A 16,817-nucleotide genomic window follows, 5' to 3' on the forward strand; every position below is an offset into this window, starting at 1 on the left:
CAGAATGACTTAACCTTTCGGGACAGCAGAGTTAAGTATGACGCGGCGGTCCTGACAGAGTTTTGATGACCTGCGAGAATTGAAAATTGATTGCGCTAACATTGGACATGCCGTCAGGGGCAAGGTAAGGAAAACCCATGGTTTCTCGTGTCATACCTGTGGACCCGTTCGATCTGGTCATTTTCGGCGCAACCGGCGATCTGGCAAAGCGCAAGATTCTTCCTGCGTTGTTCCGGAGGTTCTGTGCAAGGCAATGGCCCGACGATGTCCAGATCATCGGCGCGGCACGAGGGGATCATGACTGTCAGGGGTTCCGCGATATCGTGGCCGAATCTCTGCGTCAGCACGCGTCTCGGCATTGTCAGGACGAAGCGGCGCTGGAAAGCTTCCTTCAACGTGTCGATTATGTCGCTCTGGATGCCGTGTCGACAGTGGGATGGGATCGGCTGGCGGAAAAACTGACAACCGACCGCATCCGCGCCTTTTACTTTTCGGTTGGGCCAAGATTGTTTGGACCGTTGGCGGAGAGGATCAAATCCAACGATCTGGCGACCTCGCAAACGCGGATCGTGGTTGAAAAACCCTTTGGGCATGATCTGGACAGTGCGCGGGCCCTGAATGCGACTTTGGCGGCGCATTTCGAAGAAGGGCAGATCTATCGGATTGATCACTACCTGGGCAAGGAAACGGTTCAGAACCTGATGGCCGTCCGCTTCGGGAACATGCTGTTCGAACCGTTGTGGAACAGCCAGTATGTCGATCACATCCAGATCACCGTTGCCGAGACCGTCGGCATAGACGGCCGCGAGGAGTATTATGACCGCGCAGGTGCAATGCGTGATATGATGCAGAACCATCTGATGCAGCTTCTGTGCCTGATCGCGATGGAACCGCCGGCCAAGTTCGACCCGGACGCGGTGCGGGATGAAAAGCTGAAAGTCATTCGCGCACTGGACCCGGTTGAGCCGCACCACATCGTGCGCGGGCAATTCGCGGCAGGCGGCGGTATGCCCGGCTATCGTGACGTTGTGGGCAACCCGCGTTCGACCACGGAAAGCTACGTGGCTTTGCGGACCCATATCAGCAATTGGCGTTGGGCGGGGACCCCGTTCTATATGCGCACGGGCAAGCGGCTGGTGGCGCGGTCCTCGGTGATCAATGTGCAGTTCAAGGATGCGCCGCACTCGATCTTTGGTGAGGAATCCGGGCGGCATGCCAATGCGCTGTCCATCCGGCTGCAGCCAAATGAGGGCATCACGCTTAAGGTTACGATCAAGGAACCGGGACAGGGGGGGATGCGTCTGATCGACGTGCCGCTGGACATGAGCTTTGCCGTTGCTCTGGGCCCCGAAAATCAGGACCCGCCGGACGCTTATGAACGGCTTGTCATGGACGTGATCCGGGGCAACCAGACCCTGTTCATGCGCGGGGACGAGGTCGAGGCCGCGTGGGCCTGGACCGACCCGATCATTGCCGGGTGGCAGGCGCGGGGCGACGTGCCGAAACCCTATGATACAGGCAGCACCGGTCCGGGCGATGCCGAGCAGCTGATGAAAAGAGATGGTCGCCACTGGCAAGGGATAAAGCCATGAATATTCAGGAATATGCAGACCGCGACATGCTGGCCATCGATGTGGCAAACGCGTTGGCCGGGGATCTTGAGGCGGCCTTGCTGCACCATGACGTGGTGTCTTTGGCTGTTCCGGGGGGCACGACACCGGGGCCGATCTTCGATGGGCTTTGCGCCGCCGATCTTGAGTGGGATCGGGTATGTGTCCTGCCGACGGATGAACGCTGCGTTCCGGGGGACCACGACCGCTCGAACGAACGGCTCATTCGCGAGCGTTTGCTGACCAGCCGGGCCTCGGTCGCGCAATATCTTCCGCTTTATGTTGCCGGCAAGGCGCCCGAAGAGGTTTTGCCCGAGATTGAAAGCCTGATTGCGCCGGTTCTTCCTCTGTCGGTTCTGGTGCTGGGCATGGGCGAAGACATGCATACGGCATCGTTGTTTCCCGGTATGGACGGGCTCGAGGCAGCCCTGAGCAGCCACGCACCTACGCTGGCGGTGGCTCGTACCGAAGTTCAGCCCGAAGCGCGCATCACCCTGACCGCGCCGGTACTGGATGGGGCGCTGTCCAAACATCTGGTCATCTATGGCGCATCCAAGCGCGAGGCGCTGGAACGGGCAATGTCACTGCCGCCGGAAGAAGCGCCGATCGCTGCGGTTCTGAGCGGTTTGACGGTACATTGGGCGGAGTGATGACAATGCAGTTGGACACACTCAAATCGCTGGCAACATCTGTTAAGGATCACAGCATTCTGGACCTGTTCGACAGCGACGCTGACCGGGCGCACCAGTTTTCGGCATCTGCCGGAGATCTGCTGTTCGACTACTCCAAAACCCTGATCAACTCCGAAATCCGTGATGCCTTGACCGGGCTTTGCGATTCTGCGGGTCTGGCCGACAAGCGTACCGCCATGTTCGGCGGAGAAAAAATAAATCAGACCGAAGGGCGCGCGGTCCTTCACACCGCGCTGCGAAATCTGGATGGCGGGCCGGTTGAGGTCGATGGTCAGGATGTGATGCCAGAGGTTCTGGACACATTGCAGCGGATGCGCGTTTTTGCGGAAGAAGTACGCGGAGGCTCGATCGTTGGGGCAGGGGGTAGCTTTACGGATGTAGTGAATATCGGGATCGGCGGATCCGACCTGGGGCCCGTCATGGCCACCCATGCGCTTTCGCCATACCATGACGGTCCAAGGCTGCACTATGTCTCGAACGTGGATGGTGCGCATATTGCGGATACTTTGCGCCAGCTGGATCCCACGCGAACGCTGGTCATAGTCGCCTCCAAGACGTTCACGACCATCGAAACAATGACCAATGCCCGGACAGCGCGCGCCTGGATGCTGGACGGCGGCGGTGACCCGGCACGTCAATTTGCCGCCGTGTCAAGCGCGCTTGACAAGACGCAGGCCTTTGGCATCCCGGAAGACCGCGTATTTGGTTTCGCCGACTGGGTCGGCGGGCGCTATTCCGTCTGGGGGCCAGTTGGCCTGCCGGTGATGATCGCCGTCGGGTCCAACGCCTTTGACGCGTTCCTGCGCGGCGGTCAGGCAATGGACCTGCATTTCCGGTCCGCTGAGTGGTCCGAGAATATGCCGGTGATGCTGGCGCTTGTCGGTGTCTGGCACCGTCAGGTACTGGGCTATCCCAGCCGCGCCGTTCTGCCCTATGATCAGCGTTTGCTGCGTCTTCCGGCTTATTTCCAACAGCTTGAAATGGAATCGAACGGCAAGTCGGTCGCCATGGATGGCAGCCCGTTGACCGTGCCGTCTGGCCCGGTTGTCTGGGGAGAGCCGGGAACAAACGGACAGCACGCCTTTTACCAGCTGATCCACCAGGGCACCGATATCATACCGTGCGAGTTCATGGTGGCCGCGGAAGGACACGAACCTGAACTGGCGCATCACCACCGCCTTTTGCTGGCCAATTGCCTTGCCCAATCCGAAGCGCTTATGCGCGGGCGTTCGCTGGAGGAAGCGCGGTCGCGGATGGCAGACAAGGGGTTGAAGGGCGATGAACTGGAGCGGCAGGCGCGTCACCGCGTGTTTCCGGGAAACCGTCCATCCTCGACGCTGATCTATCCAAAGCTGACCCCGTTTGTGCTGGGCCAGATCATTGCGCTCTATGAACATCGGGTTTTCGTGGAGGGCATTTTGCTGGGCATCAACTCGTTCGACCAATGGGGCGTTGAGCTGGGCAAAGAGCTTGCCACATCTCTGGGACCAATCGTCGACGGCGACGAAAAGGCTGCGGAAAAGGACGGTTCGACCGCTGCCTTGGTAGACTACGCCCTGCGTCACAGAGCCTGAATTCCCTAATAACACCGGCGCCCTTAGCGCGGTTTTGTACAATCTTTTATTGTCAGACAATTAAATGATTGGCAGGATTTGTCAGGGGAGACGCTCTGATCAGACCGCCGAGACTTGGTCCGGTGCAGATTGATGATCAGGGATCAGCGCCGCGGGCCTCTTGCGGCGCAGCCAAAGGGAGGATGCCCATGCTGGGACAGATGATGACGCAGCCATTGCTGATTTCGTCGCTGATTGATCATGCGGAACGCTATCACGGACAGACCGAGATTCATTCGGTAGAAACCGATGGAACCATCACACAGACCAACTGGTCCGAGATTTCACGAAATGCGCGTCGGCTTGCGTCCGCACTTACGCAACTGGGCCTGCAGCCGCAGGACCGGATTGGTACCCTTGCATGGAACAACCGCCGCCATCTGGAAATCTACTATGCAACTTCGGGGGCCGGGTATGTCTGCCATACTGTGAACCCGCGCCTGTTTCCCGAACAGCTTACATACATCATCAACCACGCAAAGGATCGGGTCCTGTTCTTTGACGCGACCTTCATCCCCTTGGTCGCGGTGCTGCGCGACAAACTGACCGAAGTACAGCACTACGTACTGATGGGACCGAGAAATCAGGATGCCCTGTCGCAGATCCCAGGATTGCAGTTCTATGACGAGCTACTGGAAACCGGCAAGGCGGACTTTGATTGGCCCAGCTTTGATGAAAATACCGCTGCGGGCCTGTGCTACACGTCCGGAACAACCGGGAACCCAAAGGGGGTTCTGTATTCCCATCGTTCGACGGTGCTGCACAGCTTTGCGTCGAACGCTACGGATGTCATCGGGTTTTCGGCGGTTGATGTGGTCCTGCCGGTTGTTCCGATGTTTCACGTCAATGCCTGGGGGTCGCCCTATGCCTGTGCCATGTCCGGATCACGCATGGTTCTGCCTGGCCCTGATCTGCACGGGGAAGCGCTGGTCAAGCTGATCGACAAATATGGCGTTACGCTGGCCATGGGTGTGCCGACGATCTGGCAGGGTTTGCTGGCATATGCCGAACAGTCCGGCAGCAAACTGGCCAGTCTGAACCGTACGGTGATCGGTGGTGCCGCATGCCCGCCATCAATGATCGAAACGTTCAGGGAATCCTATGGTGTCGACACGGTGCACGCCTGGGGCATGAGCGAGATGAGCCCCCTGGGCACCGCGAATGTTGCTTTGGCAAAACACCGTGACCTTCCGGTTGAAGAACAGCACAGGTTGCGCGAAAATCAAGGTCGCCCGCCGTTTGGGGTCGAGCTGAAAATCGTGGATGACGCAGGCAACGATCTGCCGCACGACGGACAGACGCAGGGCGACCTGTTGGTGCGCGGGCATTGGGTGCTGGACAGCTATTTCCGGATGCAGGACGAGGACCTATTGCAGGATGGCTGGTTTGTGACCGGAGACGTCGCCACGCTGGACGCGGACGGATACATGACGATCCGCGACCGGTCCAAGGACATCATCAAGTCGGGTGGCGAATGGATCAGTTCGGTAGAACTGGAGAACATTGCCGTTGCGCATCCTCAACTGGCCACGGCCGCCGTCGTCGGCGTACCACACGCCAAATGGGGCGAACGCCCGCTGCTGGTGGCGGTCCGGGCCGCGGGGCAGGATCCGGCGCCGGACGAGATATTGTCGTTCTTTGATGGGAAAATCGCCTCGTGGCAAATCCCGGACAGGGTCGTCTTTGTCGACACCCTTCCACTGAGTGCAACCGGCAAGGTGATGAAACGCATTTTGCGTTCAGATCACTCGAATGCGCTGACCGGTTAAGCTCTTGGCTTTCTGGAAATTTGGCTCCGGCGGTAGGGATCAAACCTACGACCAATTGATTAACAGTCAATTGCTCTACCGCTGAGCTGGGCCAGAACGGTCCTCGCCGTGTAGTAACAGGCTCTGATCTCTTCCAGAGGTAAGTTGACGGTATATTGGGATGCCACGTAGAAACCAACTCCGGACTTGCGCTCAACGAAAGAGTATCTGGCGGGGGCTTGTGAAACCATAAAAGCCTATATAGTCAGGCGGGCAAAATCATTGCTATCCTCGTGCGCGATACGGAGAGTTTTTTATGAACGCCGCTGATTTGACTTCCAGCTCGAAAAACTTTCTGTCGTCCATTCATATAATGCGAGGCATTGCCGCATTGATGGTTGTTTGGAGCCATCTGGTAGGGTTTTGGTTGTACTCAACCTCTGGCACTTGGTCTGTTTACACTTTCTTCTACAACAACTTGATGTTGCCCTTCCATCTGTATCACGGCCTGGGGCATCTGGGGGTTGTGATTTTCTTTCTGATTTCAGGGTATATAATCTCTCTGGCGGTGGAAAACGACACCCGAAAAGCTTTTGTAATAAAACGGGTTTTCCGGATTTTTCCGGCGCTTATTGCGGCGGTTTTCTTTACTGGGTTCATTAATTTTGTTTTGGATTTTTTTGGCTTCCCAATCATCCCGGGTACATCGCTGGCAGATTTTAGAGATCTGCTTGGGTCCGCATTGTTGTTTGATCAACTGGTCTACTTCAAGAAAGGTATCCTGACAGTAACATGGACGCTGGTGGTTGAGATTTTGTTCTATGCCCTGGCCGCCGTGTTTTTCACGAGGATGTCCAGCCGTCCCATTCAATCCACACTGTTAATCCTTCTTGTGCCGTCGGTCATTATCGTGCTCATGCCGTCGGTAATTATCGTGTGGCCTGGTAGCAAGGTCATCATGTCATCCTTGTCCCATTATACGGTTTACTTTCCGATCTTCGCCATCGGAAGACTGACCTACCTGTATCGCGCCAAGAAAATAGAAGCGCCTGAATTTGCAGTGATGAATATGGTAACAGCTGTATTGTTCATCCAGCTTTATGAACACTATCAGCCTGGCTATCTGTTCGAAACGCCTACAACTCTTCCCATTTACACCTACATACAAGCTGTTTTGATTTTTTGGGGTGCGATATTGGCGAAGCCCAAGAAGTCGAAATTTCTCTACTTTTTCGCAAACATCAGCTATTCCCTGTATCTGTTCCACATACCGATGGGGATCTTCGTGCTGACCGTGCTCGATGGCAAAATTGCGTATGAGTGGAGCCTGCTTCTTTCTTTCCTGGCCTCGGTCCTGATCTCGACCGCCTCATGGAAGCTGATCGAGATTCCGGCGCAGCGCAGCGCGAGGAGACTTCTCGAGCGATCGGACGGCTGGTCGCTGAACTTCATACCGTTCTGGGCAAAAAGGTAAGCGATGGGGCACAACGTGCCCCATTTTCCGTTGGGGCGTACAGTGCCTTCGGCTCTTGCCAAGAAACCCATGGTCCTGAGGAATGCAAGAACCCGAAGCCCACAGGTCGGGTTCGCCTGGCGTTGCAAAATCAACGGTTTGTGATGGAATTGGCTCCGGCGGTAGGGATCGAACCTACGACCAATTGATTAACAGTCAACTGCTCTACCGCTGAGCTACGCCGGAACTGAGCTGCATGTATCAACAGGCAAAGCGGAGGTCCAGATGCAATTACGAATTTTTTGAGGGGTGAAGTACAAGCCCTCTGATCTGATCCGGCGGTGACCCAAGGCGGGCTTTCTTCTACAACGCTGCCGACGGCCTCATTGAGCCCAAAGCAGACTATCGTTTCGCCATACCCAATGACGCGGCGAGATAGTTAGTTGTTGGTCACTCAGACTGAATGGGTCTAACCTCTCCCGTGCGGGCCATCATAGCTTTCGCATAATCACGTTTTACAGTTGCACTGTCCTCGAAGCGAGCATGCACTACGCAAAAAAACAGGGCACTATCATCTAAACCGCTGCGAGGTGTAAACCAATCGAAAGGGTCGGTCGGCTCTACCGATGCAACCTGATTGGTTGGTGGCGCGGCAGGTGCGATATTGGCTTCACTATTTGTTATGTCATCGAGCAGTGTTGGGCGAGCCGTGCCGGTATCCGGTGTGAGAATACCCATGATCTGCTCGCGACCAGCCGGAATGAAACGCCCTTGTTCCTCGACGGGAAACCGGATCGGCTGCCCTGCATAGACATCTCGCTGAACTTGGCTGTTCTTAACAACAATCACACCGTTAACGAGAACGTACGGGATGCCTTCTGAAGGAAGGCCTTGCTGGCCAAGCGTATAGTTGGCCTTTTCGGTCACGGATTCCGGATCAAAAATTGTGATGTCCGCAACCATGCCTTCTTGCATCCTCCCACGCACTTGCATTGCCCGCAATCCGGTATCGCCCAACCGCTTTGCATGGATGTAGCTTAGCTGAGTGAGCGTGAGCATTAATGGCACATTCGCTTCGCGTGCCAATCTCAAAACAAGTGCGTGGCTGCCAGCAGATCTGGGATGCCCAGCATAGTCTTCATAGGGCGCATCCCAACTCATCAGATTGCCTTCGATGTCCAGTCCGGCCATCCCGTCGCCCGAGATGCCGTAACCCGCGATAGTGATCCAGTCGTTTAGCCATTGCTCCCTCGGCGGGCTGAAAACAATGGCTGTCCGTCCCGGCTCATTTTCTGCGAAACTCAAGAATTCGTCTTTGGTTACGAAGCGATCAAGTTGGGGGTCAAAGATGGTGTCTTCGTATTTGTACCCCATCGAACCTTCCCAGTTTTCGGGGGCGATGATCGAAGCTCCGTAGTTTCCCGACCCTGCGGTCCAAGGATAGTAGCTGGACCAAACGTTGTAGCCTTGGTCGCGGGCCATCTGGAGTTTTTCCTGATTTTCCCACCAGCCATAGTCATTGTCATGATGTATGTGGAGCGGTGCGTCGAGCACTATCGCATTGACCAAGATTTCGTTCACGCCCGTCTGTGTTTCTGTCGGTGTCGAAGCACTGGGATGAAATCGGTGATGGACGGAGGTCAATCTTCCGTAACGCGCCGCAGCCCGCTGCGCTTCGAACATCTCATAGGTAGTAATACCTTCGCGGGCGTAGCCGATGGTCGATCCCACGCCGAGCGCGCCTAAACGCAGCCCCTCATCAAGCTGTGCACTAATTTCGTTCATTTGCTCACGGATACTTGGGACCGAAGACCATCCCTCGACGCCGTCTTCCACAGACTGCGCCCTTAGCGCAAAGAAGTTCCGGAAGTCTATGTCTCCTCCTTCAAGCACGAGGCCGTCATGGACCCGCATCCGCGCGAATTCTTGTCCAACGACTGTGCCATAGTTTGCCTGCGTTGCACCCTTTCGTGCTTCGTACCATTCATCGATGTTCGCGGCTCCGACCTCAAAATCCATTTGGGTTGTGACGCCATCACGAAGGTTTACCTTGATACCCCACGGGTCCAACCCATGTTGCTCGAGGTCAATAAACCCAGGAGCTACAACGTGACCTGTCGCATCGATGGTCTCGCTGCCATCAATTTCTTCGTCAGTGATCGCGGTGATCCAACCATTGCTGACTCCGACGTTTGAGATCTGATCGAACCCGGTTTCCGGGTCCATTACCCGACCGTTGAGAATGACGACGTCGTAAGTCTGCGCGGTGCATAGTGTCGAAAGAACAGACAACGTGCCCGCCAGAAACAAGGTGCGCATAGATAGATCCTCCCGTTGACTATCAGAATATCGGAAAGCGGTTTCAGATCAACAAAATGGCATGTTTTGATATCTATTGGCGGTAGGTTGAATGGTCGTTTGTCCGCAGAGCGCACATTCGTGCCATTTGAGTCTCGGCATCAAAAGGGCATCGCGACCCTATATCCCTCTGCCGAAACATGAGGGCTTTAAGTGCGTGTCGGAATTATCTGGAGAATTTTGGCTCCGGCGGTAGGGATCGAACCTACGACCAATTGATTAACAGTCAACTGCTCTACCGCTGAGCTACGCCGGAACTGAGGGCCGTATAGCAACCTCGGATTTCGCCGTCCAGAGCAGAACGACCGGAAGAACGAAAATTCTTTTCGGCTTATTCCACCCTGTAAAAACAAGCGTCGGTCGACAATTTTCCTGTCGGACGGACGCGCGATTTTCCCCAAAGATCAACAAGATGCGCGAAAACATTCCGCTCGGCTGCCGGCAGAAGTGCTTTTGGCGTGTCGGTGTAGATCCGTATGGCCAACTCGCGGGCGGTGCCGGGGTTATGGCTGAGTGCCTGCAGTATCTGGGCTTCACGGCTTCTTCGGTGGCTGATCAGCCAGTCCAGCCGGGCGGCGGGATCGGCAATGGGTGCACCATGTCCCGCGTGAAAGACAGACCAGTCACGGGCACGAAGACGTTCACAGGCGACCATGAAATCGGTCAGATCCCCGTCCGGCGGAGACACCAGAGAACTGGCCCAGCCCATCACGTGATCCGCTGTAAAGCACACATCACCCCAGGCGAGCGCGATGTGGTTTCCCAGATGGCCCGGCGTATGAATAACCTCGACCTGCCAGCCGTCGCCGTCAACGGTTTCGCCGTCTGCCAGTTCGACATGCGGGCGAAAATCCCCGTCTATTCCTTCACCACCGCCAACAAGACCGTTTTCCGCAAGTTCGCGCATTACGTTGCTGCGCCCGGCCTCGGGGCCGCCAAAAGCCAGAATCGGCGCACCGGTGCGGGCGGACAAAGGGGCGGCGAGGGGAGAATGGTCCAGATGGCTGTGGGTGACAAAGATGTGGCTGATCTTCTGCCCAGGGTTCAGCGCGCCCAGAATGGCGTCGAGATGCGGTTCGCTGAGGGGGCCGGGATCGATAACCGCGACGTCCCCTGATCCCAGAAGATAAGTATTGGTCCCGCGATACGTCATTGGAGACGGGTTTGGAGCCACGATGCGTCTGAGGCCGTGTTGCAATTGCTCGGCCTGTCCTGTCGGCGGGTCGAAATCGTCGGGGGCTTGCATGGGCGATGTGCTCTTTCTCTTGCCGGTGCGGCTCGCTAGGTTTAGCGCATGTCAACGCATTGGCTCAAACCATATATGCCGCGCAGCCTGTACGCCCGGGCTGCCCTGATCATTGTTCTGCCGGTGGCTGTCCTGCTGCTGGTGGTGGGAATCGCGTTTCTGCAAAAACACCTGGAGGATGTCACCGCGCAGATGACGCGCGCGACGTCGCGCGAAGTGATGCTGGTGACCGAGGCCGTTGAACACGCGGAAACGCAGCAGCAGGTGTTGGCTGCGATACGGCCCGAACTGGCCACGCTCGAAATGCAGCTTCGGTTTCTTGACCTGAACGAACAGCCCGATGTCGGCAGGCGGCGCTGGTACGATTTCATCGCGCCTCAGGTGGAAGCGGAATTGCGAGCGTTGATTCCGAATCTGACGGCTGTGGCCCTTCCCAGCGGTCACGAAGCCCGGCTGTACCTGGATACGGACCTGGGACTGCTACAACTGACATTCGATCGTCGCCGCATGTCACCTACAACACCGCATCAGTTGATTGTGACGATGGTGTTCTTCGCCATAGTGATGACAACGATATCGTTTCTGTACATGCGCAATCAGTTGCGACCGATCACCCGGCTGGCAAACGCGGCCCAGGCCTTCGGGCGGGGCAGGGTCGTGCCGTATTCACCCGGAGGTGCCACCGAAGTCCGCGCGGCAGGAAGCGCCTTTCTGGACATGCGCGCGCGGATCGAACGTCAGATGGAACAGCGTACCCTGATGTTGTCCGGGGTCAGCCACGACCTGAGAACGCCGTTGACGCGTCTGAAACTGGGTCTGTCGATGTTGCCCGAGGATGAAGCAGCGCCCCTGTTGCAGGACGTGAATGAGATGCAATCGCTGCTGGATGCATTTCTGGAGTTTTCGCGGGGTGCCGCCGAGGGCGCACCGGAAGAAGTGAACCCGGAAATCCTGCTGCAGCAGATTGTGGACGACGCACAACGCGCCGGGCTAGCGGTTGAACTGGTTTCAGTCGAAGGCGGAGGAACCGTCATGTTGCGCTCGACGGCATTTCGGCGCGCCGTTGAAAACCTGATCGGTAATGCGGTTCGCTATGGCGACAGGGCAGAGGTCAGTCTGACCCTGACGCAGAAGTCGTTGCGGGTCAGGGTCGAAGATGACGGACCCGGCATCCCTGCGGAACAGCGCACCGAGGCGGTCAAGCCCTTCACCCGGCTTGATCCGTCCCGGAATCAAAACAAGGGCAGCGGCGTGGGATTGGGGCTGGCGATTGTGGCCGACATAGCCCGCGCGCACGGCGGCGTTTTGCGGCTGGCCGAAAGCAGCCGACTGGGCGGACTGTGTGCGGATATCATTATTGGACGGTAACGGCAGTTCCGGCGCGAATCGCGGCTACGATTGCGGAGGGCTTCCGGACCGGTATCTTGAAACTGCGCTCTATGGGAAGAATACCCAGTAACCTTTGCCTTTTCGGTCTTCGTTTCATATTTCGGCTGAAAGCAGATTGAGTGCCTTGGCCGGCCGTCGGTAATGCAAAAGCGTTACACCGTTGACTTTGTCCGGGCATTCCCCGAATTACTTTGGGAGGCAAGGGCCGTTAGCTCATCTGGATAGAGCGCCAAATTCCTAATTTGGAGGCAGCAGGTTCGAGTCCTGCACGGCTCACCACTTTTCCGGTATTCACCCTCTCGCAGCGCAAGGTTTGCCACAACTGGCTAAGGTTATGATTCTTTACCGCGAATCGGATCTATTGTTCCTTGTCCAACTAACACCCGAACAGTGCCTGAACGTAATATGGGGAAATCCACTCTCCTAGGGGATGAGGGACTTGAACCCCCAACCAAAGCGTTATGAGCGCTCTGCTCTAACCAATTGAGCTAATCCCCCAGGAACACGCGCTACGTACAGCAATGTTATCGGCACGCCAAGAGTGTTCGGTGCTCAATCTGAAATTCTTGGCGTTCACGGCATCCGGCGGCGTCCAGTGACACACCTGTTGCGCCTGACCGTTGCAACGCGCGGCGCAATCGAATAACCCGCGCGAATAGCATTCAGGAAGGGTTGGCCATGACAGCGGGCAAGAACGGAATCACCTATGCTGACGCAGGTGTCGATATTGATGCGGGAAACGCATTGGTGGACCGCATTAAACCTGCGGCCAAGCGGACCAACCGTTCCGGAGTGATGAGCGGCCTGGGCGGGTTTGGCGCCTTGTTTGATCTGAAAGACGCGGGATACACCGATCCGATCCTGGTCGGTGCGACGGACGGAGTTGGAACGAAACTGCGGATTGCCATTAATACTGGCGTTGTCGACGGCGTGGGCATCGATCTTGTCGCCATGTGCGTCAACGACCTGATCTGTCAGGGGGCCGAGCCGCTGTTTTTCCTGGACTACTTTGCGACCGGCAAGCTGGATACCGATACAGCCGCCCGGATCATCGAAGGTATTGCTGAAGGTTGCGTTCAGTCTGGCTGTGCCCTGATCGGTGGAGAGACGGCGGAAATGCCGGGCATGTACCCGGAAGGAGATTTCGATCTGGCCGGCTTCTCGGTCGGTGCCATGGAACGCGGTGCGCATCTGCCGGCAGGTGTGCAGCAAGGCGATGTTCTGCTGGGACTGGCGTCCAATGGGGTGCATTCCAACGGGTATTCGCTGGTGCGCAAACTGGTCGAGATGTCGGGCCTGGGCTGGGATGCAGATTCTCCGTTTGGTGACGGGTCGTTGGGCGAGGCATTGCTGACCCCGACACGGCTTTATGTGAAACAAGCACTGCAGGCGATCCGGGCCGGGGGCGTACATGCGCTGGCCCATATTACCGGCGGCGGTCTGACCGAAAACCTGCCTCGGGTTCTGCCCGACGATCTGGGTGCCGAAATTGACTTGAGTTCGTGGACACTGCCCCCGGTCTTTGGCTGGATGGCTCAGGTCGGCGGCATTGCCGAGGCCGAGATGCTGAAGACTTTCAACTGCGGCATCGGCATGATCATTGTCTGCGCCGCTGACCGTGCTGATGAATTGGCAAACCTGTTGACTGAAGCCGGAGAAAGCGTTTCCCGCATTGGCACCGTTACCGATCAGCCCGGTGTATCCTATTCCGGTAAATTGCTGTGAGCCATAAGCGCGTCGCCATCCTGATTTCCGGTGGCGGATCGAACATGGTGTCGTTGGTTGACAGTATGACCGGCGAACATCCGGCGCGTCCCTGTCTGGTTCTGGCCAACAACGCGCAGGCCGGCGGTTTAAGAAAGGCCACGGATCGGGGCATTCCGACCGCTGTGGTGGATCACCGCCCGTTCAACGGTGATCGCGCCGCTTTCGAAGCCGAACTGTTGAAACCCTTGCAGGAAGCACAGCCGGATATTGTGTGCCTCGCCGGATTCATGCGGGTGCTGACCGGCGATTTCGTTTCCCAGTTTCAGGGCAGGATGCTGAATATCCACCCCTCTCTGCTGCCCAAGTACAAAGGTCTGGATACGCATGCCCGGGCCATCGCGGCGGGCGACGCGGAGCATGGATGCTCGGTGCACGAAGTCACCGCCGCGCTGGATGACGGGCCGATCCTGGGACAGGCGCGAGTCAGGGTCGAAGCAGGCGATACGCCGGAATCTTTGGCGGAGCGCGTGCTGGCCTGGGAACACAAACTGTATCCTGCCGTGCTGAGAAGGTATGCAGAAGGCAACAGGTCGCCAGTTCTGCTGCCGTGATCCGCTGTGGGTGATTTACACGCGGCTGTTATTCTGCCTATGGTTTGCTCAAAGGCTCGGGACGAGGTCAAAAACGGGCAGTTGAAAGAACAAGAGCAAGAACAGTACGGCGAATGAAAACCCTGACAACGACGCAAGAGCTGGCCGCATTCTGCAAGGCCGCGGCGGACTTCCCTTATGTCACCGTGGACACCGAGTTTCTGCGCGAGCGTACCTATTATTCGAAACTCTGCCTGGTTCAGCTTGCCGTCCCTTCCAACGACGAAGACAGCGCCGTTCTGGTGGACCCACTGGCGGATGGGCTGTCGCTTGAACCGCTTTTCGACCTGTTTCGGAATGAGGACATCGTCAAGGTGTTCCACGCTGCGCGTCAGGATCTGGAGATTTTCTGGGTCGAGGCGGGTGTCTTCCCAAAACCCCTGTTCGATACGCAGGTGGCCGCAATGGTCTGCGGATTTGGCGAACAGGTCGGCTATGAGACGCTTGTGCGCAAGATTTGCCGACAGGGCGTCGACAAGACTTCTCGCTTTACGGATTGGTCACGGCGCCCGCTGACCGATGCGCAAAAGACCTATGCGCTGGCGGACGTGACCCACCTGCGTCAGATTTACGAACATCTGGCGGCTGAGCTGGAAAAAACACGCCGCAGCCATTGGGTGGCCGAAGAACTGCGCACCCTGACCGAGGCTGGCACTTATGAAATGCGGCCTGAGGAAGCTTGGAAGCGTGTCAAAACGCGCACGAATTCGGCAAGATTTCTGGCTGTCGTGCGTGAGCTTGCCAAGTTTCGCGAGGCATACGCGCAGGAAAACAATGTGCCACGCAGCCGCGTGTTCAAGGATGACGCATTGATCGAGCTGGCATCGACCAAACCGAAAACGGCATCAGATCTGGGCGGTTCACGTTTGTTGCTGCGCGAGGCGCGCAAAGGCGCAATTGCCAACGGGATTCTGGCAGCGGTTGAAACAGGTGTGAATTGCCCTTCGTCGGATCTACCGCTGGTCGACAAGGCGCGCGACAACCTCAAGGTCAACCCGGCGCTATCTGACTTGCTGCGCGTTCTGCTAAAGTCAAAAACCGAAAGTTCGGGTGTGGCGGCCAAACTGATTGCAACCAGTTCCGAGCTGGATCAGATCGCAGCGGGCGAACGTGAACTGCCAGCCATGTCGGGTTGGCGGTTTGAGGTGTTCGGTGAAGACGCCCTGAAACTGTGTGAGGGCAAGATCGCCCTGGCCGCCAAAGGGCAGGTCGTGAAGGTCGTTTCCCTCTGACGCCGATCAGCGCCGCCGCGATTCCAACGTGTTCTGCTGGCCGACCACCCGCACCAGACGGATGGATTGCAGATCCTGCAGGCTGACATTGATCGCGTCCGAAACCATCCGGGACCTCTCGGAACCTTGGCGGGTCTGAGCCTTGGGGTAATTTACCCGAAAGCCGAATTCCAGAACGCCGTTTTTCGAGTTCTCTTCACTGACAACAGGAACCAGACGCGCATTGAAGGCGCCCTGGCGTATTGCCGTGCCGGATGCATAGACAATCGCGCCCGAGGGTGTTGGATCGATCCTCAGTTCATCGATCCTTGCAAGCAGGACGCTCGTATCCGCTTCTTCGGGGCGGGAAAACAGGCCGGTTCCGGTGCGTTGCTTCGGGATAAGCGCATTGGCTTCGTCGACCGGAACCTCCTCCGGTGGGGGCGTGCCCGGGCCAAACCAGTTCGAAGGGTTCGCCCGAGAATCGCGCCAGCTATTGCAGGCAGACAGGGTCAGCGATGCGACCATTAGAAAGGTGAGTGTTTTTTTCATGGTCTCAAAGCCCTGAGCAGTAGTTCCGACAATGGGTTAGCGCAATTTCCATGCTTTGAAAAGCCGGACTGGGACTGGACAGACGCGCATGCTCGGCATAGGTCAAAAAAGTGAAGGTAACAAAAGGACCGCGGCAACATGGCAACGCCTGCCTTTGAAGAGATCGTCGAGGATTTCGAATTCCTTGAGGACTGGGAAGACCGGTATCGTCATGTCATCGATCAGGGCAAGGCGATGGAACCTCTGGACGAGGCGCTGAAGGTTCCGGCCACAAAGGTTCATGGATGCGCCAGCCAGGTCTGGCTGCATCCGATGATCGACAACGGTGTGTTTCGTTTTGACGGCGACAGCGATGCACTGATCGTGCGCGGCCTGATTGCGGTGTTGCGGTCGTTGTACAATGGGTTGCCAGTGCGTGACGTGCCGATGGTGGACGCCGGCGGGGAACTGGCGAGATTGGGTCTGAATGATCATTTGTCAGCGCAACGGTCCAACGGCCTGCGTTCGATGATCGAACGGATTCGCGACGTAGCGCGGGAAAACGCCTGATCGGGACTGGCGAGCGGCCAGTCGCGCGCACCCCAAGGT

13 protein-coding genes and 5 tRNA genes are annotated in these 16,817 nt (G+C 57.1%); 11 read left to right on the forward strand and 7 right to left on the reverse strand.

What is annotated here, in order from left to right:
- Window positions 1-137 precede the first annotated feature (137 nt).
- The 4 genes from zwf (at window position 138) to ACR0JW_RS01265 (ending at window position 5,684) form a co-directional block, all read left to right on the forward strand.
- Window positions 138-1,592 carry a glucose-6-phosphate dehydrogenase gene (zwf, locus tag ACR0JW_RS01250; RefSeq protein WP_170677309.1) on the forward strand — a complete coding sequence of 485 codons (1,455 nt, stop codon included), beginning with the start codon at window positions 138-140 and terminating at the stop codon, window positions 1,590-1,592.
- A complete protein-coding gene (gene pgl / locus ACR0JW_RS01255; RefSeq protein WP_170677308.1) occupies window positions 1,589-2,260 on the forward strand; it encodes a 6-phosphogluconolactonase in 672 nt (223 codons plus the stop codon). Before zwf ends, pgl begins: the two co-directional genes overlap by 4 nt.
- Window positions 2,261-2,265: 5 nt before the next feature.
- On the forward strand, window positions 2,266-3,876 hold the full coding sequence (gene pgi, locus ACR0JW_RS01260; protein WP_170824509.1) for a glucose-6-phosphate isomerase: 1,611 nt from the start codon (window positions 2,266-2,268) through the stop codon (window positions 3,874-3,876).
- Between the two features lie 188 nt (window positions 3,877-4,064).
- Window positions 4,065-5,684 (forward strand): long-chain-fatty-acid--CoA ligase, encoded by a 1,620-nt coding sequence (locus tag ACR0JW_RS01265; RefSeq protein ID WP_170677305.1) that lies wholly within the window; start codon window positions 4,065-4,067, stop codon window positions 5,682-5,684.
- Window positions 5,685-5,705: 21 nt separating this feature from the next.
- Here ACR0JW_RS01265 and ACR0JW_RS01270 read toward each other — a convergent pair.
- Window positions 5,706-5,775 (reverse strand) — tRNA-Asn (locus ACR0JW_RS01270).
- Between the two features lie 204 nt (window positions 5,776-5,979).
- Here ACR0JW_RS01270 and ACR0JW_RS01275 point away from each other — a divergent pair.
- Window positions 5,980-7,137: an acyltransferase family protein gene (locus ACR0JW_RS01275; RefSeq protein WP_170824510.1), complete on the forward strand. Its 1,158-nt coding sequence runs from the start codon at window positions 5,980-5,982 to the stop codon at window positions 7,135-7,137.
- Between the two features lie 150 nt (window positions 7,138-7,287).
- Here ACR0JW_RS01275 and ACR0JW_RS01280 read toward each other — a convergent pair.
- From ACR0JW_RS01280 to ACR0JW_RS01295, 4 genes are all read right to left on the reverse strand, one after another.
- A tRNA-Asn gene (locus tag ACR0JW_RS01280) sits at window positions 7,288-7,362 on the reverse strand.
- 204 nt (window positions 7,363-7,566) lie between these two features.
- Window positions 7,567-9,435, reverse strand: coding sequence for an amidohydrolase family protein (locus tag ACR0JW_RS01285; protein WP_170677301.1), 1,869 nt, complete (start codon window positions 9,433-9,435; stop codon window positions 7,567-7,569).
- Window positions 9,436-9,655: 220 nt separating this feature from the next.
- Window positions 9,656-9,730 (reverse strand) — tRNA-Asn (locus tag ACR0JW_RS01290).
- Window positions 9,731-9,805: 75 nt separating this feature from the next.
- Window positions 9,806-10,720, reverse strand: coding sequence for an MBL fold metallo-hydrolase (locus ACR0JW_RS01295; RefSeq protein ID WP_170824512.1), 915 nt, complete (start codon window positions 10,718-10,720; stop codon window positions 9,806-9,808).
- Between the two features lie 48 nt (window positions 10,721-10,768).
- On the opposite strand from ACR0JW_RS01295, the gene ACR0JW_RS01300 reads away from it, so the two are divergent.
- Together ACR0JW_RS01300 and ACR0JW_RS01305 are read left to right on the forward strand one after the other, a co-directional pair.
- Window positions 10,769-12,088 (forward strand): ATP-binding protein, encoded by a 1,320-nt coding sequence (locus ACR0JW_RS01300; RefSeq protein WP_480713509.1) that lies wholly within the window; start codon window positions 10,769-10,771, stop codon window positions 12,086-12,088.
- A 223-nt stretch (window positions 12,089-12,311) separates the two neighbouring features.
- Window positions 12,312-12,388 (forward strand) — tRNA-Arg (locus ACR0JW_RS01305).
- Window positions 12,389-12,533: 145 nt separating this feature from the next.
- Here the strand turns inward: ACR0JW_RS01305 and ACR0JW_RS01310 are convergent.
- Window positions 12,534-12,607, reverse strand: a tRNA-Met gene (locus tag ACR0JW_RS01310).
- A gap of 180 nt (window positions 12,608-12,787) precedes the next feature.
- On the opposite strand from ACR0JW_RS01310, the gene purM reads away from it, so the two are divergent.
- The 3 genes from purM (at window position 12,788) to rnd (ending at window position 15,698) form a co-directional block, all read left to right on the forward strand.
- Entirely contained in the window at window positions 12,788-13,834 is a 1,047-nt protein-coding gene (gene purM / locus ACR0JW_RS01315; protein ID WP_170677297.1) for a phosphoribosylformylglycinamidine cyclo-ligase, read from the forward strand.
- Entirely contained in the window at window positions 13,831-14,427 is a 597-nt protein-coding gene (gene purN / locus ACR0JW_RS01320; RefSeq protein WP_170614914.1) for a phosphoribosylglycinamide formyltransferase, read from the forward strand. Before purM ends, purN begins: the two co-directional genes overlap by 4 nt.
- 113 nt (window positions 14,428-14,540) lie before the next feature.
- Entirely contained in the window at window positions 14,541-15,698 is a 1,158-nt protein-coding gene (rnd, locus tag ACR0JW_RS01325) for a ribonuclease D (RefSeq protein WP_170677296.1), read from the forward strand.
- 6 nt (window positions 15,699-15,704) lie between these two features.
- On the opposite strand, the gene ACR0JW_RS01330 is transcribed toward rnd, so the two are convergent.
- Complete coding sequence (locus ACR0JW_RS01330) at window positions 15,705-16,229, reverse strand: hypothetical protein (RefSeq protein WP_170614916.1); 525 nt, start codon at window positions 16,227-16,229, stop codon at window positions 15,705-15,707.
- Between the two features lie 138 nt (window positions 16,230-16,367).
- Between ACR0JW_RS01330 and ACR0JW_RS01335 the strand changes: the two genes are divergently transcribed.
- Window positions 16,368-16,778 carry a SufE family protein gene (locus tag ACR0JW_RS01335; RefSeq protein WP_170614917.1) on the forward strand — a complete coding sequence of 137 codons (411 nt, stop codon included), beginning with the start codon at window positions 16,368-16,370 and terminating at the stop codon, window positions 16,776-16,778.
- Window positions 16,779-16,817 lie beyond the last annotated feature (39 nt).

This window comes from Ruegeria sp. BG6, from assembly GCF_056538465.1.